This window comes from Allorhizobium sp. NPDC080224 (assembly GCF_050281005.1).
GTDB lineage: Bacteria > Pseudomonadota > Alphaproteobacteria > Rhizobiales > Rhizobiaceae > Allorhizobium.
The window spans coordinates 2485220-2504295 of sequence record NZ_JBNNWJ010000001.1 but is presented as its reverse complement, the minus strand read 5'-3'; the positions used below and the strand labels follow the sequence as shown (position 1 = coordinate 2504295).

Below are 19076 nucleotides of genomic sequence, written 5' to 3'. Positions count from 1 at the left end.
GTTATAGTTCGTCCGCAAAGGGCTCAATGCTATTAATCACATAATCTGTTGTTTGTGGGCCGGTGAGAGTCAGGCGAAGACGTGACACGCGTCTGGGGGACATGTTGCATGTGGTTTCGTTCGAAAGCTCGCAGCGTGCTCCCGGAACGAACCCTTGTCCGTCTGTATCAGTCTCGATGACCAGCGCGCCTTGCCCTGACAACCCGCTCCCGTTCAAGCGAATGCCGCTGATGTTGGAAAGCTGCTCCATTTCGACGACAAGCGTCACGCGATCTCCTGACGGCGACAGATAAAGAGGAGAAGTCTCGGCGAGGAACGCGCCGATGCTGCTATCGCGTTTCGATATGCGTCCCTTGGCAAGCATAAGGCTTTGAAAAGGCAGGTTATGCTGTATCTGGGGCTTCGATACGCCCGAAACTTTTTGCAGTTCGACGGCAATCTGGTCGTAACGCAAGGCGACACCGATGCCTTCGTCCGGATCGACCTCGTACAACATGGCGATCGGTCTGCCGTTGTACATGATCGTGCCGCCGCTCATCCCCTTTTGCAGCGAGGCCCTAGCATCGGTCGCTGACAGTGCTATGATCTTGCCGCCTTCGCTGTCTCGTGACAAAGCGCGAAAGGCAACGGTGATCGATTGCCGCTCTGTCGGGGTTGTGATTTCCAGTGTTGCTTGCTTGATGCGATCGATGATTGGCTGAAGCGGCGTCGCCTGGACCCGGTCTCTGCTGCACGGCTCCTGCGTGATCGGGCCGCCGACCGTCAGAAACGCCAGGTCTAGATCTGCATCTGCAGCAGGCACAGGATTTGCCGTTGGATGAAGACGGCCGAAACTGTCGAGCAAGTCCGGGGTCGTCAGCGTTCCATCCGCCGCTTCAATCACATGCCTGGGGGTTGCTATGCGGCACTTTCCCGAGCCATCCAGGAATAGCCATCCTTGGCCGAAAGTGTCATCTCCTCGGGACAGCATTACCGTTTCCGCAGTCGCTGGAACTTGCGATAGGCAGAGTGCCAAGCCTACCAAGGCGGTGGTGCAGAATTGGCGGGAGTTGGTTGTCATTTTGCTTTCAGCCTTCGCCGATGGGTTGCTCGGCGGTTCCCTTGCTCTCAACGTGGGGCTTGCTGAGCGCCGTTGTTGCTGACCTAATTAGCTCAATAGCGAACGGCCAAAGAGCGAACATGAAGATGAAGAACAGCTGGATTTTCAGGAAGCCGGGGTCGTTCAGCGCCTGCACGAATAAGCCGAGGTCAATTCTGCTGCTGTCAGCGCGTGCGCCGGGCGGTGTCAGGCGTAGTTCTCTTGACTCAGTGGACACAGATACGGAAAACCCCGGATCAGTGTCACTGACTTCTATGAAGCCGAACATTGCGGCTTCGGCACCGTCATTCCCTGGGGCGCCTTCTCTGACGTTTGTTTCAATCAAACTGCCTGGCGGTACAGCCATCCCCTCGATGGCCGCATAAAGAGAGCCGCCATCGCCAAGCAGGGGGAGGTTCAGGGTGCGACCAAAAACGTCGAGCGATCCGGAAACAAGTATTGGTCCTGGTCCGTCGCCACGCATCGAGAAGGGCGATCCAATCCGACCTGGCCCCCATACGGGAAAGCGCTCCGCCTGCAGTGTGCCACACTCGTCGTTGTCTCGAAAAAGCAGCAACTCGCCTTCAAACGGTACAACGCTGCCCTGTGGGCTGCGAAGCTCGCCCTTGCCCTCAATAATGATTTGTAGGGGGCCGTCTTCGGTGCGCAGATATGTGACCTGCGCACCGACGCCAGGTAGAAACGCGCCTTCGAAGCACCGATTTTCCCGGTTCTCATCACCAGACCAGGTGCTGACCTTAAGACCTTTCGCGTAAATGATCGCCAGTTCTGGGTTGAATACGCTGAATGAGACGATTTCAGAGTTGGCCTTGATCGATGTCAGCGTTGTCGAGTTGGCCGAGAACCAGAACAATGCGGAGGTGGCCGCCGTTGCGAGCAATGCCGCCACGCCGAACGATGCAGCAATCGGATTGCCGCCGATGCTCTTGAGCCTAGTCAACATGAATTGCGTAGCGTTGCTCGGTTGCCTGTCCGGTTAGTCCCCTCACGCCGATGACGAGATCGACTTGCTTGCCTCTGACCGCGGCTGGAATCGCAACCTGGCAGATGTGCGAGTAGGTTACACGCGGACCGCCGGAAGGCTTCTTGCAGCTTCCAGATTGCAGGATGCTGTGGTCCTCGGCCTCAAGCCTCGCTAGCACCTTGCTCTGGCTGACATTGACATGCGCCAGGAGCAACTGCTCCTCGTCGCTTTCACCGATAATTCCCGGAACATAGATCTTCTCGGCCGTCTCCCCGCAGTCGGTTGCAACGGTTGCCAGCATCAGCAGACTGTTTGCGCCATACAGATCCAGCTGTTCTTGATATTTGGTTGGGATTGGCACCCTTGGCGGCACGTTGAACAATCCTGTCGCACGATACACGTTGGCCGCCCAGTATCGCCCGTCGTCAGACGTCAAACGGACGCAAAGTGTTTGTGGTGCCGCGTCATCTCTTCGAACAAATGCGAGCTTGAGATCCTTGAAAGCCCCGCTTGGTCGGCCACTGACATAAGACAGCCCAGAGAGAAACTGGCCGTTAACTTGTGTGTTGCCGGCATAGCGCTCTGTGAAGCCGGGCGCATTGGCCAACTCCAGGACTGGCGTGGGTTCGCTTGCATGGGAGATCCCGGTACAGGCGAGAAGCGCTGAGACGAGAACTGAAGGAAGGCTGGGCGATAAGTGCATCTGAAACTCCGGCGAGGAGTGCAGCCTCACTTATCAGGCGCTAATTTTCGCTTAAGGACCCTTATCGGTTGTGATCTATTCGCAAACATTTCAGGGTCTTGGCGATTTCGTCCGTTTGTAGGCGTGAGATTATGCCGTCGCCGCCCGCAGGTCAGGAAGACCAAGTTAAGGAACTGGGTGGTATCCGTCCTGCCGATCGAAGCTTTGTCGAGGAGCGCGCTTTTTGAACGCCGCAGAAGAAGAGGCCAAACGGCTTCGTGCTATGAATATCAGTGTGCCTGACATTTCGCGTCAGACGGGGCTTTCCGTTTTCAAGGTCTATGAAGTGACGGAGAGCCGCGACGTAGCAGTGAGGAAAATGGCTCGCCTCCATTTCCTGCGTGGGACTGGATGGCCTTGGGATCAGAATGCATGTGATCCGAACATCCAAGCCGCTCCCTCGGGCGACAAACCGCTGGATGCTGCGCGAGCGATAGTCGATCTCTTTCGCGGTACATCCCTCGACAATCCCATGCGCATTGCATTGGATCAACTCGGCGAGGATGATCGCACGCAATTGCTGGAGATCATGCGCTATCTCATTGCGGAAGCTGTGAGTTAGTTGAGCGCCCACTTAGAGGACCTGTTGGGTCTAAACAGCCTGTTCCCACCGGTGGTACGGCGCCTGTGGCGCGCCTTCAACCGCAGCAGTGGATAGGTGCAACCTCGTCTTTCAGCCTAACTTCCGAACTGCCCCGCCTTAGAAGAACTGACGTCGCTTGGCGTCTGCTCAGGCAAATATTCAAACCCACGCGCCAAATGCTGCTTCGATCACGCCGCAAATTTGTCTGGCTCGCAGGAAGTGTGATTGGACGCGCCACCTTTCATGGTTGTCAGCCGTACAGATTGGCAAACTTGCCTTGGATTCCAATGGGTCATCAGACTGTCACCTAGGCAATCGGCGACGCTCCAATCCATAGGAGAAGCGAATCCGCGTGCCGAAATTGACCGGTTGACCAAGCAATGCCGACCAGTCAAGCGCTATCCGGATTTCAATCACTACAAATCTGTCGGTTTACGAGCCGAGCAATAACGCTGATTATTGCCGTTTGGGACCGCTCAAAAGCGCTCTCGCCAATTATTGGCGCCTCCAACATGAGTGGCGGGTGCTTTCGATCTAGTTGCCGTGTTCGAATCGAACAAAGCTGGGGACTTAGTATGAAGCCGGATGTTTCTCGTAGCGTGGAGCCGCCTCTGGTTCGTTTCGCAGTTGGTCGTCTCGAGGCGGCGAGACTTCTTGATGTTTCGCCGAGTACCTTCGACACTTGGGTCAGGCAGGGATTGATGCCCAAAGGGATCAAGATCGGAAATTTGCGCCGCTGGGATGCTGGTCAGCTTCGGGCGTGCTGGTACGATCTCGTTGAGGCGAACCAGGAAGGAGATGTAGACGATGACATCGAAAACCCCTTCGACAAGACGGTTGGGTAGAGCCAGCACGCCGTTTCGCTATTGCAGTCGCGATGTCGACCGGTTTGGCAACGCGCGTTATTACATCCGTATTCCTGGCTTGCCGAAATATCGGATGACGTCGCCATATGTCGACGATCAAGGCAATATCACCGCAGCCTTTGCTGAAGAGTATCATCGCGTCATTGCCGGGGATCGTGGCAGCAAGCCATTGCCGCCGTTGCGTGTCCAAGAGGGGACAGTCCGGTGGCTTGTGGAGACCTACTACCGGTCAAAGCTTTTCCAGACCTATTCGGCGGCGACGAAGAACGACAAGAAGAGTGTCCTCAATCGCTATTGCGAGCTTGTTGGCAACCTGCCGTTCAAGAAAATGCGGAAGTCGGACGTTGAGGCAAGCCAGATGAAGCGCAGTCACACGCCTGGAGCCGCCGACAAACTCGTCAAGTATCTGAAGGCTCTATTCAATTGGGCGATCAGGGAAGGCATTGCAACCTTCAACCCTGCAGAGGGCGTGACAAAAATTCACAAGTCAGACGGCTTTCATTCTTGGAGCGAGATCGAGCTAGATCGGTTTCGAACTGTCTATCCGCTCGGAACGATGGCGAGACTGGCATTCGAGCTGATGTTGAACCTCGGTGTGAGGCGATCGGACTTGGTCAAGCTCGGCTGGCGCAACCTGATCGGCGAGCGCATCGAGTTCGTGCCGCAAAAGGGCGCGGGCAAATATGCGCAGTTCTTGAGCTTGCCGGTCACCGCAGAGCTCAACGACGCTTTGAACGCCATCACTCATGACAAACCGACCTTCCTGGTGACGGAATACGGCAAGCCGTTCATGTCCAACGGTTTCGGCAACAAGATGCGGCAATGGTGTGATGAAGCCGGGCTACCGGAATGTTCGTCACACGGACTTCGAAAGGCCTCCGCCACGATCCTTGCAGAAGCGGGCGCCACAGAACATCAGCTCATGGCCATTTTCGGCTGGTCCGATTCGAAGATGGCTCAGCACTATACGAAAACGGCCCAATCGAAGCGCGTTATCGATGCCGGTTTTGAGCGGCGTAGAAGCTACGTGGCCCGGCGAAATGTCCCACTTTCGGCGGGTCGGGAATTCAGTGAGACAATAAACGGAGAAAACGATGCAAAAACAATGGTGGAAAGCAGAAGTGGTGGGCCCGGAGGGACTCGAACCCCCAACCAAGCGGTTATGAGCCGCCGGCTCTAACCATTGAGCTACAGGCCCAGCCCGGCGTGATGCCGTCGGGCGGGTTATGGTCACCCCGCACCGGTCACGGGCTCTAACGCAATTTCCGGTATGCGACAAGCCTCTGCCGCATTGGCTTCACAATCACGCGTCATCACAGGTGCCGGAAGGGCATTGTGCCGGGTGAGACGAAGAGGTCCGCCGGCATTGCGGGACAAAGGACATATTCCATGCTGAAATTTACACGCGCGCTCGTCATGGCCACGGCTTTGTCGGGTTCGGTTCTCTCGACCGGTTTTGTTGCGCAAGCCGTGGCGGCTGAAGGCCAGCTTCGCGAAGCGACGATCATGGTCTCGGGCGAGGGGGAGGCGGCGATCGCGCCCGATATGGCGGTCATTTCGCTCTCCGTCGTTCGCGATGCAGAGACTGCTGGCGAGGCGCTGTCGGCCAACAGTGCCGCCATGCGTGAAGTGCTTGCCGCCCTCAAGGAGCAGGGCATCGCCGAGAAGGACGTGCAGACCACGGATTTTTCGATCCAGCCGAAATACAAGCAGGAAAACAGAACCGATGGCACCTATGAGGCGCCTGTGATCGTCGGCTACACGGTCAGCAACGGCTTGACCGTTCGGGTTCGCGACCTTGCCAAGCTGGGTGAGATCATCGATCGGTCGGTGACGCTCGGCGTCAACCAGGGCGGTGGCATCACGTTCACCAATGACGATCCGGATACGGCTATCGAAGCTGCGCGCAAGCAGGCGGTCGAGAAGGCTGCCGCCAAGGCAAAGACGCTGACGGAGGCCGCCGGCGTGAGGATCGGTCGTATCGTCGAGATCTCGGAAAACTTCGCCCGGCCGATGCCGCAAATGTATGCCGCAGCGCCGATGGCAAAGATGGCGGACGAGTCGGTGCCGATCGCATCCGGCGAAAACCGCTATTCGGTGACCGTCAACATCACCTACGCCATCGAACAGTAAGCGCGCCCACCGTTGCGAGTATGAGAAAGGGCCGGTTTTCCGGCCCTTTTTGTGTTCAGTTATCTCGACGACGTTCAAACGTCGAGCGGATGCTCGGCGATCATCTTCGTCAGGCTTCCGTCTGCCGGGAAGAGCGGGATCAGGCAGGCCTGAAGCGCGTGGTAGATGTCGCCCTTGCCGGGGAAGAGGATGTTGGACGGGATGCCGTCTTCGGTCAGTTCCTCGTGCCAGCCGCCGAACTCGCGGTCGAGATTGTTGTTCGCGATGTAGTTCCAGATCTTGCGGTAGCTCTCTTCGTGGAAGTCGCTTTCCTGGTGCTGGCTGAGAAAATGCGCGGCAGCGGCACCCTCGCAAAGCGGCCACCAGAGTTTGGCGCGCTTGTCGGGGGCGTTTTCCCAGTCGAGCGTGTAGAAGAAGCCGCCCTTCTCTTTGTCCCAGCCGAGCGCCATGGACTGGAAGAAGAGGCCGCGTGCCGCCTCCGGCATCCAGGCCTGGCGCTTGCCGCCGAGCACCCAGAGCTGCAAGAGAAGCCTTGCCCATTCCAGCCAGTGGCCCGGTGTGGTGCCGGCCGGGCGGAACATTTCGTTCGGGTGATAGTATTTGCGGTCGACCACCCAGTTTTCATCGAAATGCTCGGCGACGCGGAAGGCTTCCTCGCGGGCGCGGCGGTTGATGATCAGGTCGGCGATGCGCTCGGCCTTTGTGAGATAGTGCCGTTCGCCGGTCGCCTCATAAGCGGCCATCAGGCTTTCGGTCAGGTGCATGTTGGAATTCTGGCCGCGATAGCCTGGGACCGGCTGCCAGTCGGCGGAGAATTCCTCGGCGATTGCGCCGTGCTCTTCCTCCCAGAATTTCTGCTCGATCACCTCGGTGATATCGGCGAGCATGGCGTCGGCGAGCGGGTGGCCGGCGCATTTGGCCGAGGAGGCCGCGAGCAGGACGAAGGCGTGGCCGTAGCCCTGTTTCGAGTCGTCGGCAGGACCTGTGTTATCAGCCTGCCAGAAATAACCGCCGTTCTTCTCATCGCGGTGGCGATCCCAGAGATAACGCATGCCGTGATCGACGATGTCGGCAGAACCTGGCCGGCCGAGCAGGTGGCCGATGGCGTAGCAATGCACCATGCGGGCGCTGGCATGGATGCCACGCGCGGGGTTGTCGGTCGACAGCGGCTTGCCATCGCGCGACAGGTCGTAGAAGCCGCCCTTCGGGTTGATGGCCGGGCCGGAGAAGAAATCGAAGAGTTCGTCGGCGCGTGCCAGCAGCCATTTGCGATGATAGGGGCGGGCGCTCCAGGGGGGGGATGGCAGCAGCTGTGATTGATTTTCCGACATTTCTTCCTCCCTGGACGCATCGTAGCCGTTTCTATAGCCGATCGCCGACGTCGCTTCCACCGCCTGACCTTTGTCACGCACAGATGGATCAAATGTTGACATAAAGATATCTTTATGTGATTTGGGCGTGTCGCATACGCAATAGGAGAGTTCGCAGATGCTCGATCAACTGTTCGGCCGCGAGGGCGCAAACCGTGACGGGGCGGAGATCCTGAAGGCGCTGCAAGAGGCGGCGCGCGAACGCATCCTGATCCTCGATGGCGCCATGGGTACGGAAATCCAAGGCCTCGGCCTGACGGAAGACGATTTTCGCGGCGAACGTTTCCTTGGCTGCGCCTGTCACCAGCAGGGCAATAACGACCTGCTGATCCTGACGCAGCCTGATGCCATCGAGGACATCCATTTCCGCTATGCGATGGCGGGGGCCGACATTCTCGAGACCAACACCTTTTCGTCGACACGCATTGCGCAAGCCGATTACGAGATGGAAGGGGCGGTCTATGACCTCAATCGCCATGGCGCCGAACTCGTGCGCCGGGCGGCCTTCCGGGCCGAACGCGAGGACGGCAAGCGACGTTTCGTCGCCGGAGCCATCGGGCCGACAAACCGCACGGCGTCGATTTCGCCTGACGTCAACAATCCGGGGTACCGCGCTGTTTCCTTCGATGACTTGCGCGCCGCCTATGGCGAGCAGATCGACGGGTTGATCGACGGCGGTGCCGATCTCATCCTGATCGAGACGATCTTCGATACGCTGAATGCCAAGGCGGCGATCTTTGCCTGTGAGGAGCGTTTCCTTGCCAAGGGCATTCGCCTGCCGGTGATGATTTCGGGAACGATCACAGACCTTTCGGGCCGCACGCTGTCCGGCCAGACGCCGACGGCCTTCTGGAATTCGATCCGCCATGCCAAGCCGTTTGCCGTCGGTTTGAACTGCGCGCTCGGGGCAGACGCCATGCGCCCGCATTTGCAGGAGCTGTCGGGTGTCGCCGACACATTCATTTCCGCTTATCCGAATGCCGGGTTGCCGAATGAATTCGGCCAGTATGACCAGAGCCCGGAGGAGATGGCGGAGCTCGTTGCCGGTTTTGCCGAAGAGGGTATCGTCAATGTCGTTGGCGGTTGCTGCGGCTCGACGCCCGCGCATATCGCGGCCATTGCCGAGGCCGTGAAGGGCAGGGCGCCGCGGCTGCCCGCCGAACACCGCCCGTTCATGTCCCTCTCCGGCCTCGAGCCCTTTGAGCTCACCAAGGACATTCCCTTCGTCAATGTTGGCGAGCGCACCAATGTCACGGGCTCGGCCAAGTTCCGCAAGCTGATCACCGCTGGCGACTATTCCGCAGCGCTTGTCGTTGCGCGCGACCAGGTGGAGAACGGCGCGCAGATCATCGACATCAACATGGACGAGGGCCTCATCGATTCCGAGAAGGCCATGGTCGAATTCCTGAACCTGATCGCCGCCGAGCCCGACATCGCCCGCGTGCCCGTGATGATCGACTCGTCGAAGTTCCCGATCATCGAAGCGGGCCTCAAATGCTTGCAGGGCAAAGCGGTGGTGAATTCCATCTCGCTCAAGGAGGGCGAGGAGAATTTCGTCGCCCAGGCGAAGCTCATCCGCAATTATGGTGCTGCCGTCGTCGTCATGGCCTTCGACGAGAAGGGCCAGGCCGATACCTATGAGCGAAAGGTCGAGATCTGCCGCCGCGCTTATCGCATCCTGACGGAAGAGGCGGGCTTTGCGCCCGAAGACATCATCTTCGATCCGAACGTCTTTGCGGTCGCGACCGGCATCGAGGAGCACGACAATTACGGTGTCGACTTCATCGAGGCGACGCGGACGATCCGGCAGGAAATGCCGCTGGTGCATATCTCGGGCGGTGTTTCGAACCTCTCATTCTCCTTCCGTGGCAATGAGCCGGTGCGGGAGGCCATGCATGCGGTTTTCCTTTATCACGCCATCCAGGCGGGCATGGATATGGGCATCGTCAATGCCGGCCAGCTGGCGGTCTATGAAAGCATCGATCCTGACCTGCGCGAGGCCTGCGAAGACGTCGTGCTGAACCGGCGCCGCGACGGCACCGAGCTGCTGCTGGAGATTGCTGAGCGCTATCGTGGCACTGGCGAGGCGAAGACCCGCACGCAGGACATGACGTGGCGCGAATGGCCGGTCGAAAAGCGGCTGGAGCATGCGCTGGTCAACGGCATCACCGAGTTCATCGATATCGATACGGAAGAGGCGCGCCAAAAGGCCGACCGTCCGCTTCACGTCATCGAGGGGCCGCTGATGGCGGGCATGAATGTCGTCGGCGACCTCTTCGGCGCCGGCAAGATGTTCCTGCCGCAGGTGGTGAAATCGGCCCGCGTGATGAAGCAGGCGGTGGCCGTGCTTCTTCCTTACATGGAAGAAGAGAAGCGGCTGAATGGCGGTACCGGCGATCGCCAGGCGGCCGGCAAGGTACTGATGGCGACGGTGAAGGGCGATGTGCACGACATCGGCAAGAACATCGTCGGTGTCGTGCTTGCCTGCAACAATTACGAGATCATCGATCTCGGCGTCATGGTGCCGGCCACCAAGATCCTCGAAGTGGCGAAAGCAGAGAATGTCGATGTCATCGGGCTCTCCGGCCTGATCACGCCGTCGCTGGACGAGATGGTGCATGTGGCCTCCGAAATGCAGCGACAGGGCTTTAGCATACCACTCCTGATCGGCGGGGCGACAACGAGCCGGGTACACACGGCCGTCAAGATCCATCCGCAATACAAGGCGGGGCAGGCGATCTATGTGACCGATGCCAGCCGTGCCGTCGGCGTCGTTTCCGCATTGCTGGCCGAAGATGGCAACGAGACCTATGTCGAGGGCATCAAGGGCGAATATGCCAAGGTGGCAGAGGCCCATGCGCGGGCGGAAGCCGAAAAGCAGCGCCAGCCGCTGGCATCCGCCCGGGAGAATGCGGTCAAGCTCGACTGGAGCACCTACAAGCCGACCAAGCCGAGCTTTACCGGCACGAAGGTGTTCGAGACCTATGATCTTGCCGAGCTTGCCCGCTATATCGACTGGACGCCCTTCTTCCAGACCTGGGAGCTGAAGGGTCGCTATCCGGCGATCCTGGAAGACGAGAAGCAGGGCGAGGCGGCGCGACAGCTGTTTGCCGATGCGCAGGCGATGCTCAAGAAGATCATCGAGGAGAACTGGTTCCGGCCGCGTGCGGTCATCGGCTTCTGGCCGGCCAATGCTGTGGGTGATGACATCCGGCTGTTCAAGGATGACAGCCGGAAGGAGGAACTCGCAACCTTCTTCACGCTGCGTCAGCAGATCGCCAAGCGCGAGGGACGGGCGAATGTCGCCTTGTCGGATTTCGTAGCACCTCTGGAGACGGGCCTTCCGGATTATGTCGGCGGATTCGTTGTCACGGCCGGTATCGAGGAGGTGGCGATCGCCGAACGCTTCGAGCGGGCGAATGACGATTACTCTTCGATCCTGGTGAAGGCTTTGGCTGACCGTTTCGCCGAGGCCTTTGCCGAGCGCATGCATGAACAGGTACGCAAGGAGTTCTGGGGCTATGCTTCGGATGAGGCCCTAACGCCCGAGGAGCTGATCTCGGAAACCTATGCCGGCATCCGGCCGGCGCCTGGCTATCCGGCGCAGCCCGACCATACGGAAAAGGTGACGCTGTTCTCGCTGCTCGACGCGACCAAGGCGACCGGTGTGACGCTGACGGAGAGCTATGCCATGTGGCCGGGCTCGTCCGTCTCCGGTCTCTATATCGGCCATCCCGACAGCTATTACTTCGGCGTCGCCAAGGTCGAGCGTGACCAGGTCGAGGACTATGCGGCGCGCAAGGGTATGGATGTGCGCGAAGTGGAACGTTGGCTTGGGCCGGTGTTGAATTATGTGCCGAAGGCGGTGGCCGCGGAGTAATCGGCTGGCGGGCAATTGCCCCTCATCCCCCTGCCGGGACCTTCTCCCCGTGAACGGGGAGAAGGCGGCAAAACGCCAGCCACACGGCCTTCTCCCCGCTTGCGGGGAGAAGGTGCCCGAAGGGCGGATGAGGGGCCCAACTGGGCGTTCCACCTTTCCATTAGGCCGCTCACAAATCGATTCCGAATTCGCTAGTAAGCTATTGAGGCAGATTCCTAATTGCCTTCACGCCTCCAGCCTCAGCAGGATCGCCGTCGTGTCGTCGCTCTGCTTGTAGCGCGGATATTTCAAGCCATCCGGATCGACCTCCCGCTCCATGTGGCGAAGCTCTGAGACCAGTGACTTCAGCCCCGTCGTCGCAGCGCGCTGGATCAGCGTGGCGGGGGTGTAGAGCTTGTAGAGCGCGACCAGATCGGCGAGGCCGTCGGAGCAGAGGAGGGCTGTGGCGCCGCCGCCGTAGACGGGGACGTCCACCATGGCGAGGTGATCGGCGGCTTCGGGGACCACGCCGAAGGTCCAGGTCGAGCCACCTGATGTGTTCTGCAAGGCGCGGCCACGACGTAGGTCTTCCAGCGTCTGCGGATCGTCATTGGCGACGCCTGCCGCGCCGATGCCGCCAACGCGAACGATATGCTCTGCCGCCCGATGCTGCTCCCATTCATAGGCACCGGGGATCGGGATGACGAAGTCGGACTGGCCGTCGTCATGCAGGATATACATGCAGCTGTCGCCAAGGCCGAACCAGCGGAAACCGGTGCTGGTCGCCTGCAGGGCGGTCAGGCTGCAGAGCGGCCAGGTGTAGCGCGGCTGTTCGCCCGCCGTCGCGAGGAAGGCGTCGCGCGCTTCTTCGGACACGGCTCTCAGTACCGCTTTCGGATCTGCGCTCCGGTCGAGGTGCTCGGCGAAACGCAGCGCTGCGAATTCCGCGATCCATGCGGCGTCCGAGCCGAAGCCATCCATGAACTGGCGGTCGCCAAGGCCGGTTGCGCCGTCGATGACGAAAGCGGCGTGGCTGTTGTAGCCGAGGCGATCCTCGTTTGGTCTCGTGTCTTTGCCGGGGTCTGAAATGGTGTCGATGATGGAAATCTGCGGCATGGCAATCCCGTGCTTGATCGATCGTGCCGGAGCCTCCCGTGCACGTGCCTTGCCTATCACGCGGGAAGAGCGACGTCAGCCGCGGGCGGCGCGAAAGCGGTTCATGATCTCGGCGCGGGTCGGGTCCGTCATTGCGACGGCCAATCCGAACTCCAGCGGTGTCAGCTTTGCTTCGTCGGGATAAATGATTTCGTCCGCGAGGATCTCTTCGGGCAGAAGCGCGCGGACGCGGCTGTCGGTGACCGTGCCGCCATGGACGATGTGCTCGCGGGCGGCGATCTCGGGTTCGAGCAGGTGGTTGATCAGGGCATGGGCGCCCGGTTTGTTATGGGCCTTGGCAGGGATCGCGTAATAATCCGTCCAGATCTCTCCGCCATCGGTCGCAATGGCATAGGCGATCTCGGGCACGTCGCGGTGCATTTGCGAGGCGTCATTGCTCCAGCACATGGTCATCCAGGCTTCCCCGGTGCGCATTGCAGGCTGGTAGTCGCTGTCGACGGCCAAGAGGTGCGGCCTGACCCGCATGAGCAGGTCTTCGGCGTGTTGCAGTTCCGTCGGGTCCAGGGAGTTGAAGTCGTGGCCAAGCGCCACCAGAGCGCCGCCGATGGCGGTCAGCTGGTAGTCATGCACGATGGTCCGGCCCGTCGCCTTCGTCATGGCGACATCGAAGAAGTCGCGCCAGGTCTCGACTGGCTTCAGTTGGCGGCTGTTGTATGCGATGCCGGTCGTGCCGGCGTTTTTCGGCACGGCAAAGATCGCGCCTGCCCGGACGCCGGGCTTCAGGAAGCGGTCGGCATGGGCGGCAAGATCGAAATTCGGCAGGCGTCGGAGTTCGAGGGGCTCGAGCATGTCGCGCTTCACATAGGGCGCGATCGCATACTGGGTGGGGATGATGATGTCCCAGACCCTGCCTCGTTCAAGGGCGAGCAAAGTGCCCTCGTTGGAACCGATGATCGAGACGTCGACCTCTACGCCATAGCGGGCGGTGAAGTCCTCGAAGGTCTTGGGATCATGATAGTTCGGCCAGGTTGCGAGCGAGACCTTCTTGCCGAGCGGCGAACCTTCCGAAGTCGCCACGCTTGTCCTGCTGCTTCCTCCGATGACGAGGGCTGCCATTCCGAGCCCGGTGACAGAGAGAAAATGACGACGCGTGACGGAGCCGCGTTTCAGCCGCATGAATTCGGCCATGAAACCCTTGGCGTCAATCTCCGTCGATGTCTTCTTCCTGACCATGGCTGCTCTCGATCCGTTGCCGGTTTCGTGCAGCCGAAGTTCACCACAAACGGGTTAACGCTATCACACCATAGGGCGAAACGTGATTGCGCGGGCAGTCCTCAAACCATCCGGTCGATGATGCTGATGCCGTTTTCGCGGAAGCTGTCCATGGTAGCGAGCGCCGGTGCTGCCTCGGTCAGGGTGATGCGGCGGCCGATCAAGCGGTCCGGTGAGAGCTTGCCCGACAGGATCATGCGGAGCATGGAATCGTAACGCCAGGACTGCATGCCGTGGCTGCCATAGATCTCGAGTTCGTGGGCAATGACCCGCGCCATCGGGATCGCCGGCGTCGCGTGATCGGCAAGCATCAGGCCGACCTGCACATGGCGGCCGCGCCGGCGAAGGTTGAGGATCGAGTTGCAGCAGGTCTGGGGATGGCCGAGCGCATCGACCGAGACATGCGCACCGCCACCGGTCACGTCACGCACTGCTTCGGAGACATCGGCGACCGAACGGCTGTCGATGGCAACGGATGCGCCCAGCGCCTTGGCCAGCGCCAGCTTGTCCTCGGCTATGTCGATCGCCACCACATTAGCGCCGAGCGCAGCACCGATCATGATCGCCGAGAGGCCCACACCGCCGCAACCATGGACTGCCAGCCATTCACCGCCCTGCAGACGTCCCTGGTCGACCACCGCCCGGAAGGAGGTGGCAAAGCGGCAGCCAAGGCTGGCCGCCGTCTCGTAGCTGATCTCAGTCGGCAGATGCACGAGGTTCTGGTCGGCATAGTCGATGGCCACATATTCGGCGAACGAGCCCCAATGGGTAAAGCCGGGCTGGAATTGCTCTTCGCAAACCTGCTGGTTGCCGGAGCGGCATTCCATGCAGTGGCCGCAGCCTGAGACGAAGGGCACCGTTACACGATCGCCGACCTTGAAGCGGCGCACGTCACGGCCGACAGCCGCGATCGTGCCGGCCAGTTCATGGCCGGGGACGTGGGGAAGTCGGATATCGGGATCGTGGCCCATCCAGCCGTGCCAGTCGCTGCGGCAGAGGCCCGTTGCCTTCACGGAGATGACGACGCCGGCATTGGTCGGCGTCGGATCGGGTAGCGTGCGGATCTCCGGTGTTGCACCGAATGCTTCAAAATACATCGCCCGCATGGGATATCCTCCAGATGCGAATGCCGCCCTTGCGGACGGCATTCCGACACGTTTGCCTTTGGACGTGGTTTGCCTCAGTCGGCGAGCACGATCAAGGCGGAGGGGTCGATTTTCACGCCGACGGTATCGCCGACAACAGGCGGTTTAATGCCGGGGTCGTTGAAGGTGTCGAAGGAGAGCGTCTTTCCGGCGACATCGATGCGTGTGCGGATGACGGAGCCGAGGAACTGGCTCGATGTCACCTGCCCATGCACCGTGGCTTCATCCGCGCCTGAGAGCGTGCCGGCTTCCGGTCGCATGGCGAGCTGGATTGTCTGGCCGTTCGCGGACGAAATCGCCTCCTTGATGGTGAGCATCTTGTCGCCGATCTTGACCAAGCCGGCGCCCTGATCTGCAACGACGGCGTCGAGCACGTTGAGCGTGCCGACGAAGGAGGCGACGAAGCGGGTCGTGGGACGGTTGTAGATCTCGAAGGGCGTGCCGATCTGGTCGGCCTTGCCTGCATTCATGACGACGATCCGGTCAGAGATCGACAGCGCCTCTTCCTGGTCATGGGTAACGAAGACGGTGGTGATGCCGAGCTTCTGCTGGATCTGGCGGATCTCTTCGCGCAGTGAAACACGGATCTTGGCGTCGAGCGCCGAAAGCGGTTCGTCGAGGAGCAGGACCTGGGGTTTGGGGGCAAGCGCGCGGGCGAGTGCGACGCGCTGCTGCTGTCCGCCCGACAGCTGGTAGGGATAGCGCTCAGCGAGATGTTCGAGGTGAATGAGGGAGAGCATCTCCTTCACGCGTGTTTCGATATCGGCTTTCGACATGCCGGCAATCTTCAGGCCAAAGGCGACGTTGTCGAAGACATTCATGTTGGGAAACAGCGCATAGGCCTGAAAGACCATGCCAATATTGCGCTGGTTCGGCTTCAAGTTGGTCTGGTCCTTGCCATCAACGACGATGGAGCCGGCCGACGGGGTCTCGAAACCGGCCACCATGCGCAGCACGGTGGTCTTGCCGCAGCCGGAGGGCCCAAGGAAGGAGATGAACTCGCCCTTGTCGATCGCCATGTTGAAGTCGTGCACGACCTGGGTTGCGCCGAAGGATTTCTTGAGGTGGTTCAGGGTTAGAAAGCTCATGAATTGATGTCCTCAAGCCTGGCGGGGGGCTGTTTTCTGGAGGCGGGAGACGAGCTGCATCAGGCCGAGGCATGCCCAGGTGATGCCGAAGGCGATCACGGCGAGGGCGGCCGGCTCATAGGCGCGGTTGGCGCCGAGCAGCTGCATGTAGGGTCCGAAGGCCGGCTTGTTCAGAAGGGCGGCCATCGTGAATTCGCCCATGACGATGGCGAAGGTGACGAAGGCGCCCGACATGACGGCGACCGAGACATTCGGCAGGATGATACGGCCGATGATCGTGGCCCAGCCCGCGCCGAGGCTTTGGGCTGCCTCCGTCAGGGTGGCGACGTCGATGGTTCTCAAGCCCGTATCAACTGCCCGGTACATGTAGGGCAGACCGAGCGTGGCATAACCGAACATCAGCAGCATGTTCGTGCCCATCGAGGAGCCGGTCAGCGGTAGCCAGCTTGAGGTGTTGTAGAGCCTGATATAGCCGAAGACGACGACGATCGCCGGGATGACGAGCGGCAGCAACGTGACGAATTCGATATAGGGGCGGAGGCCCGGCATCTTGAGGCGCACCCAATAGGCTGACGGTACGATCAGGAATACCCCGAAGATGATGGTCGTCAGTGCCATCGTCACGGAATAGCTGAAGGTTTCCTGGAAACGCGGATCGGCCAGAACCTTGGCATAGGCATCGAAGGAATACTCGCCGCGGCGCATCTTCAGCGAGAAGTTGGTCATGCCGATCAGCGGCAGGATGAAATAGAGAAGGCCGAAGATCAGTGCGGCCCAAGCCCAGAGACGTTTCATTTCATCCACCTTTCGCTGCGGGCGCGCAGCCAGATGTAGAGGCCATTGGCAATTCCGGTGACGACGATCATGCCAAAGGCGAGCGCGTAGCCGAGATGGGGGTCGCCCAGCACGTCGCCGCGGATCTGGGCGAAGAGCAGGATCGGCACGATATTCAGCGAAGAGCCGGTCAGTGCGATCGCGGTTGCGACGGCGCCGAACGCATTTGCGAAAAGCAGGGCCATAGTGCCAAGGATCGAGGGCAAAAGGATCGGGAAGGCCACGAGCCGCCAGTATTGCGCATTCGTCGCGCCGAGGATTGAGGCTGCTTCACGCCATTCGCGCTTCAGGCCGTCGAGTGCGGGTGTGATGATCAGGATCATGAGGGGAATCTGGAAGAAGAGATAGGTGATCGTCAGTCCCCAGAAGGACAGAAGATTGAAGCCGAGAAGGCGCAGATCGATGCCGAGTTGGGTCTTGAGGAAGACGGTCAACATGCCGACGGGGCCAAGCGTCGCGAGGAAGGCGAAGGCGAGCGGCACGCCGGCGAAGTTCGAGGCAACACCGGAAAATGTCAGTAGCGGGCTGCGGATCCAGGCAGGCAGTCCGCCGAGAATAACCGCGGCGGCCACGCCGAAGCCGATCAGGCAGCCGAGAATGGCCGAGGCTAGACTGATCTTGATGGAGATCCAGTAGGCGGCCATGATCGACGGGGTGAATAGGCCAAGCACGTTGTCGAAGGTGAACGAGCCGTCCGGACGCTGAAAGGCGCCGATGACGATCTTCATCGTCGGCATGATCAGGAAGAGAATCACGAAGGCTGCAAAGGGCAAGACCCCGAGCCAGTGAAGTGGAAGTTTCGTTCGTGGCCGTGCCTGATGGCCCGGGCTCACCGCCTCTGTCGACATTCGATCTGCCCCTCTGTCCGCGTTTCGACGGATCTTCTTAAAATGCGAGCGCCGCCCCGACCTTAGAAAAGATCGGGGCGGCACATCAAGGTCTCAACTTACTGAACGTTGGCGCCGACGACGCTGTCCCAGCCAGCCGTGACGGCAGCCTTGTTTGCGTCGACTTCTTCGAGCGTCGGGAAGTAGGCCTTTTCGTAGGATTCAGCCGGCGGCAGGGCGTCGAGCAGGTCCTGCGGAACCTTGCCGGCCTTGACCATGGCGTTGAAGCGGGCCGGGTGGCAGTAACCCTTCAGCCAGCCGAGCTGACCTTCGTCGGAGTACAGGTGCTCCATCCAGAGCTTCGCTGCATTTGGATGCGGTGCATAGGCCGAGATGCCCTGAACGTAGACGCCAGCGAGAACGCCCTTGTCCGGAACGACGACTTCGACCGGCGGGTTGCCGGCGAGCGTGTCACGAGCGGCGAGCGCGTTGTAGTCCCACATGACGACGATCGGGGTCGCGCCCTGAGCGAGCGTGCCGGACTTGCCGATAACAGGCACGAAGTTGCCGGCCTTGTTCATTTCGGCGAAGTAGTTGAGGCCAGCTTCTCCGGCGTCCTTGCCAGCAGCTGCGCCCGTTGCCATGCCGGCCGCGAGAACGCCGAGGATGGCCTGGTTGGAGGCGCGCGGGTCACCGGCGAGAGCGACCTGACCGGCATATTCCGGCTTCAGGAGGTCAGCCCAGTCCTTCGGGGTGTTTTCGACGAGGTCCTTGTTCACCAGGAAGGACATGACGCCGTAGTAGTCGCCGTACCAGTAGCCTTCGGCGTCCTTGATGTTGTCCGGGATTTCGTCCCAGGTGGAGACCTTGTAGGGCTGCAGAAGGCCTTCAGCCTTCATCTGCGGGCCGAAGGCGAGACCGACGTCGACGACGTCAGGAGCCTGCGGGCCCTTGTTGTCCTTGTTGGCCTTGATGGCTTCAACTTCGTCGGCTGAGCCGGCATCCGGGTTCAATTCGTTGACGGTGATTTCCGGATACTTCGCCTTGAAGGCGGCGATGACTTCGCCGTAGCCGCACCAGTCGTGGGGCAGGGCGATGGTGGTCAGCATGCCTTCCTTCTTGGCGGCTTCGATCAGCTCGGCGCTCGGCTCGGCATAGGCAACGGCCGAGCTTGTCAT

Annotated in this window: 15 protein-coding genes, 1 tRNA gene and 1 pseudogene; 5 read left to right on the top strand and 12 right to left on the bottom strand. The window is 60.4% G+C overall.

Annotation, left to right across the window (positions count from 1 at the left end; all coding sequences use genetic code 11):
* Window position 1: 1 nt before the first annotated feature.
* The 3 genes from ACQKP1_RS12455 to ACQKP1_RS12445 all read right to left on the bottom strand — a co-directional run bounded on the left by ACQKP1_RS12455 (window position 2) and on the right by ACQKP1_RS12445 (window position 2766).
* Window positions 2-970, bottom strand: a complete 969-nt coding sequence (locus tag ACQKP1_RS12455; RefSeq protein WP_427275462.1) for a hypothetical protein — start codon at window positions 968-970, stop codon at window positions 2-4.
* A 97-nt stretch (window positions 971-1067) separates the two neighbouring features.
* Window positions 1068-2042 (bottom strand): hypothetical protein, encoded by a 975-nt coding sequence (locus ACQKP1_RS12450; RefSeq protein ID WP_427275461.1) that lies wholly within the window; start codon window positions 2040-2042, stop codon window positions 1068-1070.
* A complete protein-coding gene (locus ACQKP1_RS12445; protein ID WP_427275460.1) occupies window positions 2032-2766 on the bottom strand; it encodes a hypothetical protein in 735 nt (244 codons plus the stop codon). Before ACQKP1_RS12445 ends, ACQKP1_RS12450 begins: the two co-directional genes overlap by 11 nt.
* A 223-nt stretch (window positions 2767-2989) precedes the next feature.
* Here ACQKP1_RS12445 and ACQKP1_RS12440 point away from each other — a divergent pair, with 223 nt between their 5' ends.
* The 3 genes and pseudogenes from ACQKP1_RS12440 to ACQKP1_RS12430 form a co-directional block, all read left to right on the top strand.
* Entirely contained in the window at window positions 2990-3367 is a 378-nt protein-coding gene (locus ACQKP1_RS12440; protein ID WP_427275459.1) for a hypothetical protein, read from the top strand.
* Window positions 3368-3963: 596 nt separating this feature from the next.
* Window positions 3964-4233 carry a helix-turn-helix transcriptional regulator gene (locus ACQKP1_RS12435; RefSeq protein ID WP_427275458.1) on the top strand — a complete coding sequence of 90 codons (270 nt, stop codon included), beginning with the start codon at window positions 3964-3966 and terminating at the stop codon, window positions 4231-4233.
* A pseudogene (locus ACQKP1_RS12430) lies at window positions 4196-5176 on the top strand (site-specific integrase); the annotation flags it as partial. The gene ACQKP1_RS12435 and the pseudogene ACQKP1_RS12430, both read left to right, overlap by 38 nt.
* A gap of 200 nt (window positions 5177-5376) precedes the next feature.
* On the opposite strand, the gene ACQKP1_RS12425 reads toward ACQKP1_RS12430, so the two are convergent.
* Window positions 5377-5452, bottom strand: a tRNA-Ile gene (locus ACQKP1_RS12425).
* A 191-nt stretch (window positions 5453-5643) separates the two neighbouring features.
* Between ACQKP1_RS12425 and ACQKP1_RS12420 the strand changes: the two genes are divergently transcribed.
* A complete protein-coding gene (locus ACQKP1_RS12420) occupies window positions 5644-6387 on the top strand; it encodes an SIMPL domain-containing protein (protein WP_427275457.1) in 744 nt (247 codons plus the stop codon).
* Between the two features lie 74 nt (window positions 6388-6461).
* On the opposite strand, the gene ACQKP1_RS12415 is transcribed toward ACQKP1_RS12420, so the two are convergent.
* Complete coding sequence (locus ACQKP1_RS12415) at window positions 6462-7718, bottom strand: AGE family epimerase/isomerase (RefSeq protein WP_427275456.1); 1257 nt, start codon at window positions 7716-7718, stop codon at window positions 6462-6464.
* Window positions 7719-7875: 157 nt separating this feature from the next.
* Between ACQKP1_RS12415 and metH the strand changes: the two genes are divergently transcribed.
* Window positions 7876-11637 carry a methionine synthase gene (metH, locus tag ACQKP1_RS12410; RefSeq protein WP_427275455.1) on the top strand — a complete coding sequence of 1254 codons (3762 nt, stop codon included), beginning with the start codon at window positions 7876-7878 and terminating at the stop codon, window positions 11635-11637.
* 225 nt (window positions 11638-11862) lie between these two features.
* Here metH and ACQKP1_RS12405 read toward each other — a convergent pair whose 3' ends face one another.
* The 7 genes from ACQKP1_RS12405 to ACQKP1_RS12375 all read right to left on the bottom strand — a co-directional run bounded on the left by ACQKP1_RS12405 (window position 11863) and on the right by ACQKP1_RS12375 (window position 19076).
* Entirely contained in the window at window positions 11863-12732 is an 870-nt protein-coding gene (locus tag ACQKP1_RS12405) for a hypothetical protein (protein WP_427275454.1), read from the bottom strand.
* Between the two features lie 75 nt (window positions 12733-12807).
* Window positions 12808-13965, bottom strand: a complete 1158-nt coding sequence (locus tag ACQKP1_RS12400; protein ID WP_427275453.1) for an ABC transporter substrate-binding protein — start codon at window positions 13963-13965, stop codon at window positions 12808-12810.
* Between the two features lie 101 nt (window positions 13966-14066).
* Window positions 14067-15110: a zinc-dependent alcohol dehydrogenase family protein gene (locus ACQKP1_RS12395; protein ID WP_427275452.1), complete on the bottom strand. Its 1044-nt coding sequence runs from the start codon at window positions 15108-15110 to the stop codon at window positions 14067-14069.
* A gap of 74 nt (window positions 15111-15184) precedes the next feature.
* Window positions 15185-16237 (bottom strand): ABC transporter ATP-binding protein, encoded by a 1053-nt coding sequence (locus tag ACQKP1_RS12390; RefSeq protein ID WP_203016693.1) that lies wholly within the window; start codon window positions 16235-16237, stop codon window positions 15185-15187.
* Between the two features lie 12 nt (window positions 16238-16249).
* A complete protein-coding gene (locus ACQKP1_RS12385) occupies window positions 16250-17032 on the bottom strand; it encodes an ABC transporter permease (protein WP_427275451.1) in 783 nt (260 codons plus the stop codon).
* The gene (locus ACQKP1_RS12380; RefSeq protein WP_427275450.1) at window positions 17029-17919 is read right to left on the bottom strand and encodes an ABC transporter permease; all 891 of its coding nucleotides are present in this window, start codon (window positions 17917-17919) and stop codon (window positions 17029-17031) included. Before ACQKP1_RS12380 ends, ACQKP1_RS12385 begins: the two co-directional genes overlap by 4 nt.
* A gap of 98 nt (window positions 17920-18017) precedes the next feature.
* Window positions 18018-19076 carry an ABC transporter substrate-binding protein gene (locus tag ACQKP1_RS12375; RefSeq protein ID WP_425959326.1) on the bottom strand — a complete coding sequence of 353 codons (1059 nt, stop codon included), beginning with the start codon at window positions 19074-19076 and terminating at the stop codon, window positions 18018-18020.

Coding starts and splice junctions, on each gene's coding strand:
- ACQKP1_RS12380 (WP_427275450.1), bottom strand. CDS start 17,919: ATGTCGACAGAGGCGGTGAGCCCGGGCCATCAGGCACGGCCACGAACG.
- ACQKP1_RS12405 (WP_427275454.1), bottom strand. CDS start 12,732: ATGCCGCAGATTTCCATCATCGACACCATTTCAGACCCCGGCAAAGAC.
- metH (WP_427275455.1), top strand. CDS start 7,876: ATGCTCGATCAACTGTTCGGCCGCGAGGGCGCAAACCGTGACGGGGCG.
- ACQKP1_RS12375 (WP_425959326.1), bottom strand. CDS start 19,076: ATGACAAGCTCGGCCGTTGCCTATGCCGAGCCGAGCGCCGAGCTGATC.
- ACQKP1_RS12415 (WP_427275456.1), bottom strand. CDS start 7,718: ATGTCGGAAAATCAATCACAGCTGCTGCCATCCCCCCCCTGGAGCGCC.
- ACQKP1_RS12395 (WP_427275452.1), bottom strand. CDS start 15,110: ATGCGGGCGATGTATTTTGAAGCATTCGGTGCAACACCGGAGATCCGC.
- ACQKP1_RS12390 (WP_203016693.1), bottom strand. CDS start 16,237: ATGAGCTTTCTAACCCTGAACCACCTCAAGAAATCCTTCGGCGCAACC.
- ACQKP1_RS12455 (WP_427275462.1), bottom strand. CDS start 970: ATGCTGTCCCGAGGAGATGACACTTTCGGCCAAGGATGGCTATTCCTG.
- ACQKP1_RS12400 (WP_427275453.1), bottom strand. CDS start 13,965: ATGGTCAGGAAGAAGACATCGACGGAGATTGACGCCAAGGGTTTCATG.
- ACQKP1_RS12445 (WP_427275460.1), bottom strand. CDS start 2,766: ATGCACTTATCGCCCAGCCTTCCTTCAGTTCTCGTCTCAGCGCTTCTC.
- ACQKP1_RS12385 (WP_427275451.1), bottom strand. CDS start 17,032: ATGAAACGTCTCTGGGCTTGGGCCGCACTGATCTTCGGCCTTCTCTAT.
- ACQKP1_RS12450 (WP_427275461.1), bottom strand. CDS start 2,042: ATGTTGACTAGGCTCAAGAGCATCGGCGGCAATCCGATTGCTGCATCG.
- ACQKP1_RS12420 (WP_427275457.1), top strand. CDS start 5,644: ATGCTGAAATTTACACGCGCGCTCGTCATGGCCACGGCTTTGTCGGGT.
- ACQKP1_RS12435 (WP_427275458.1), top strand. CDS start 3,964: ATGAAGCCGGATGTTTCTCGTAGCGTGGAGCCGCCTCTGGTTCGTTTC.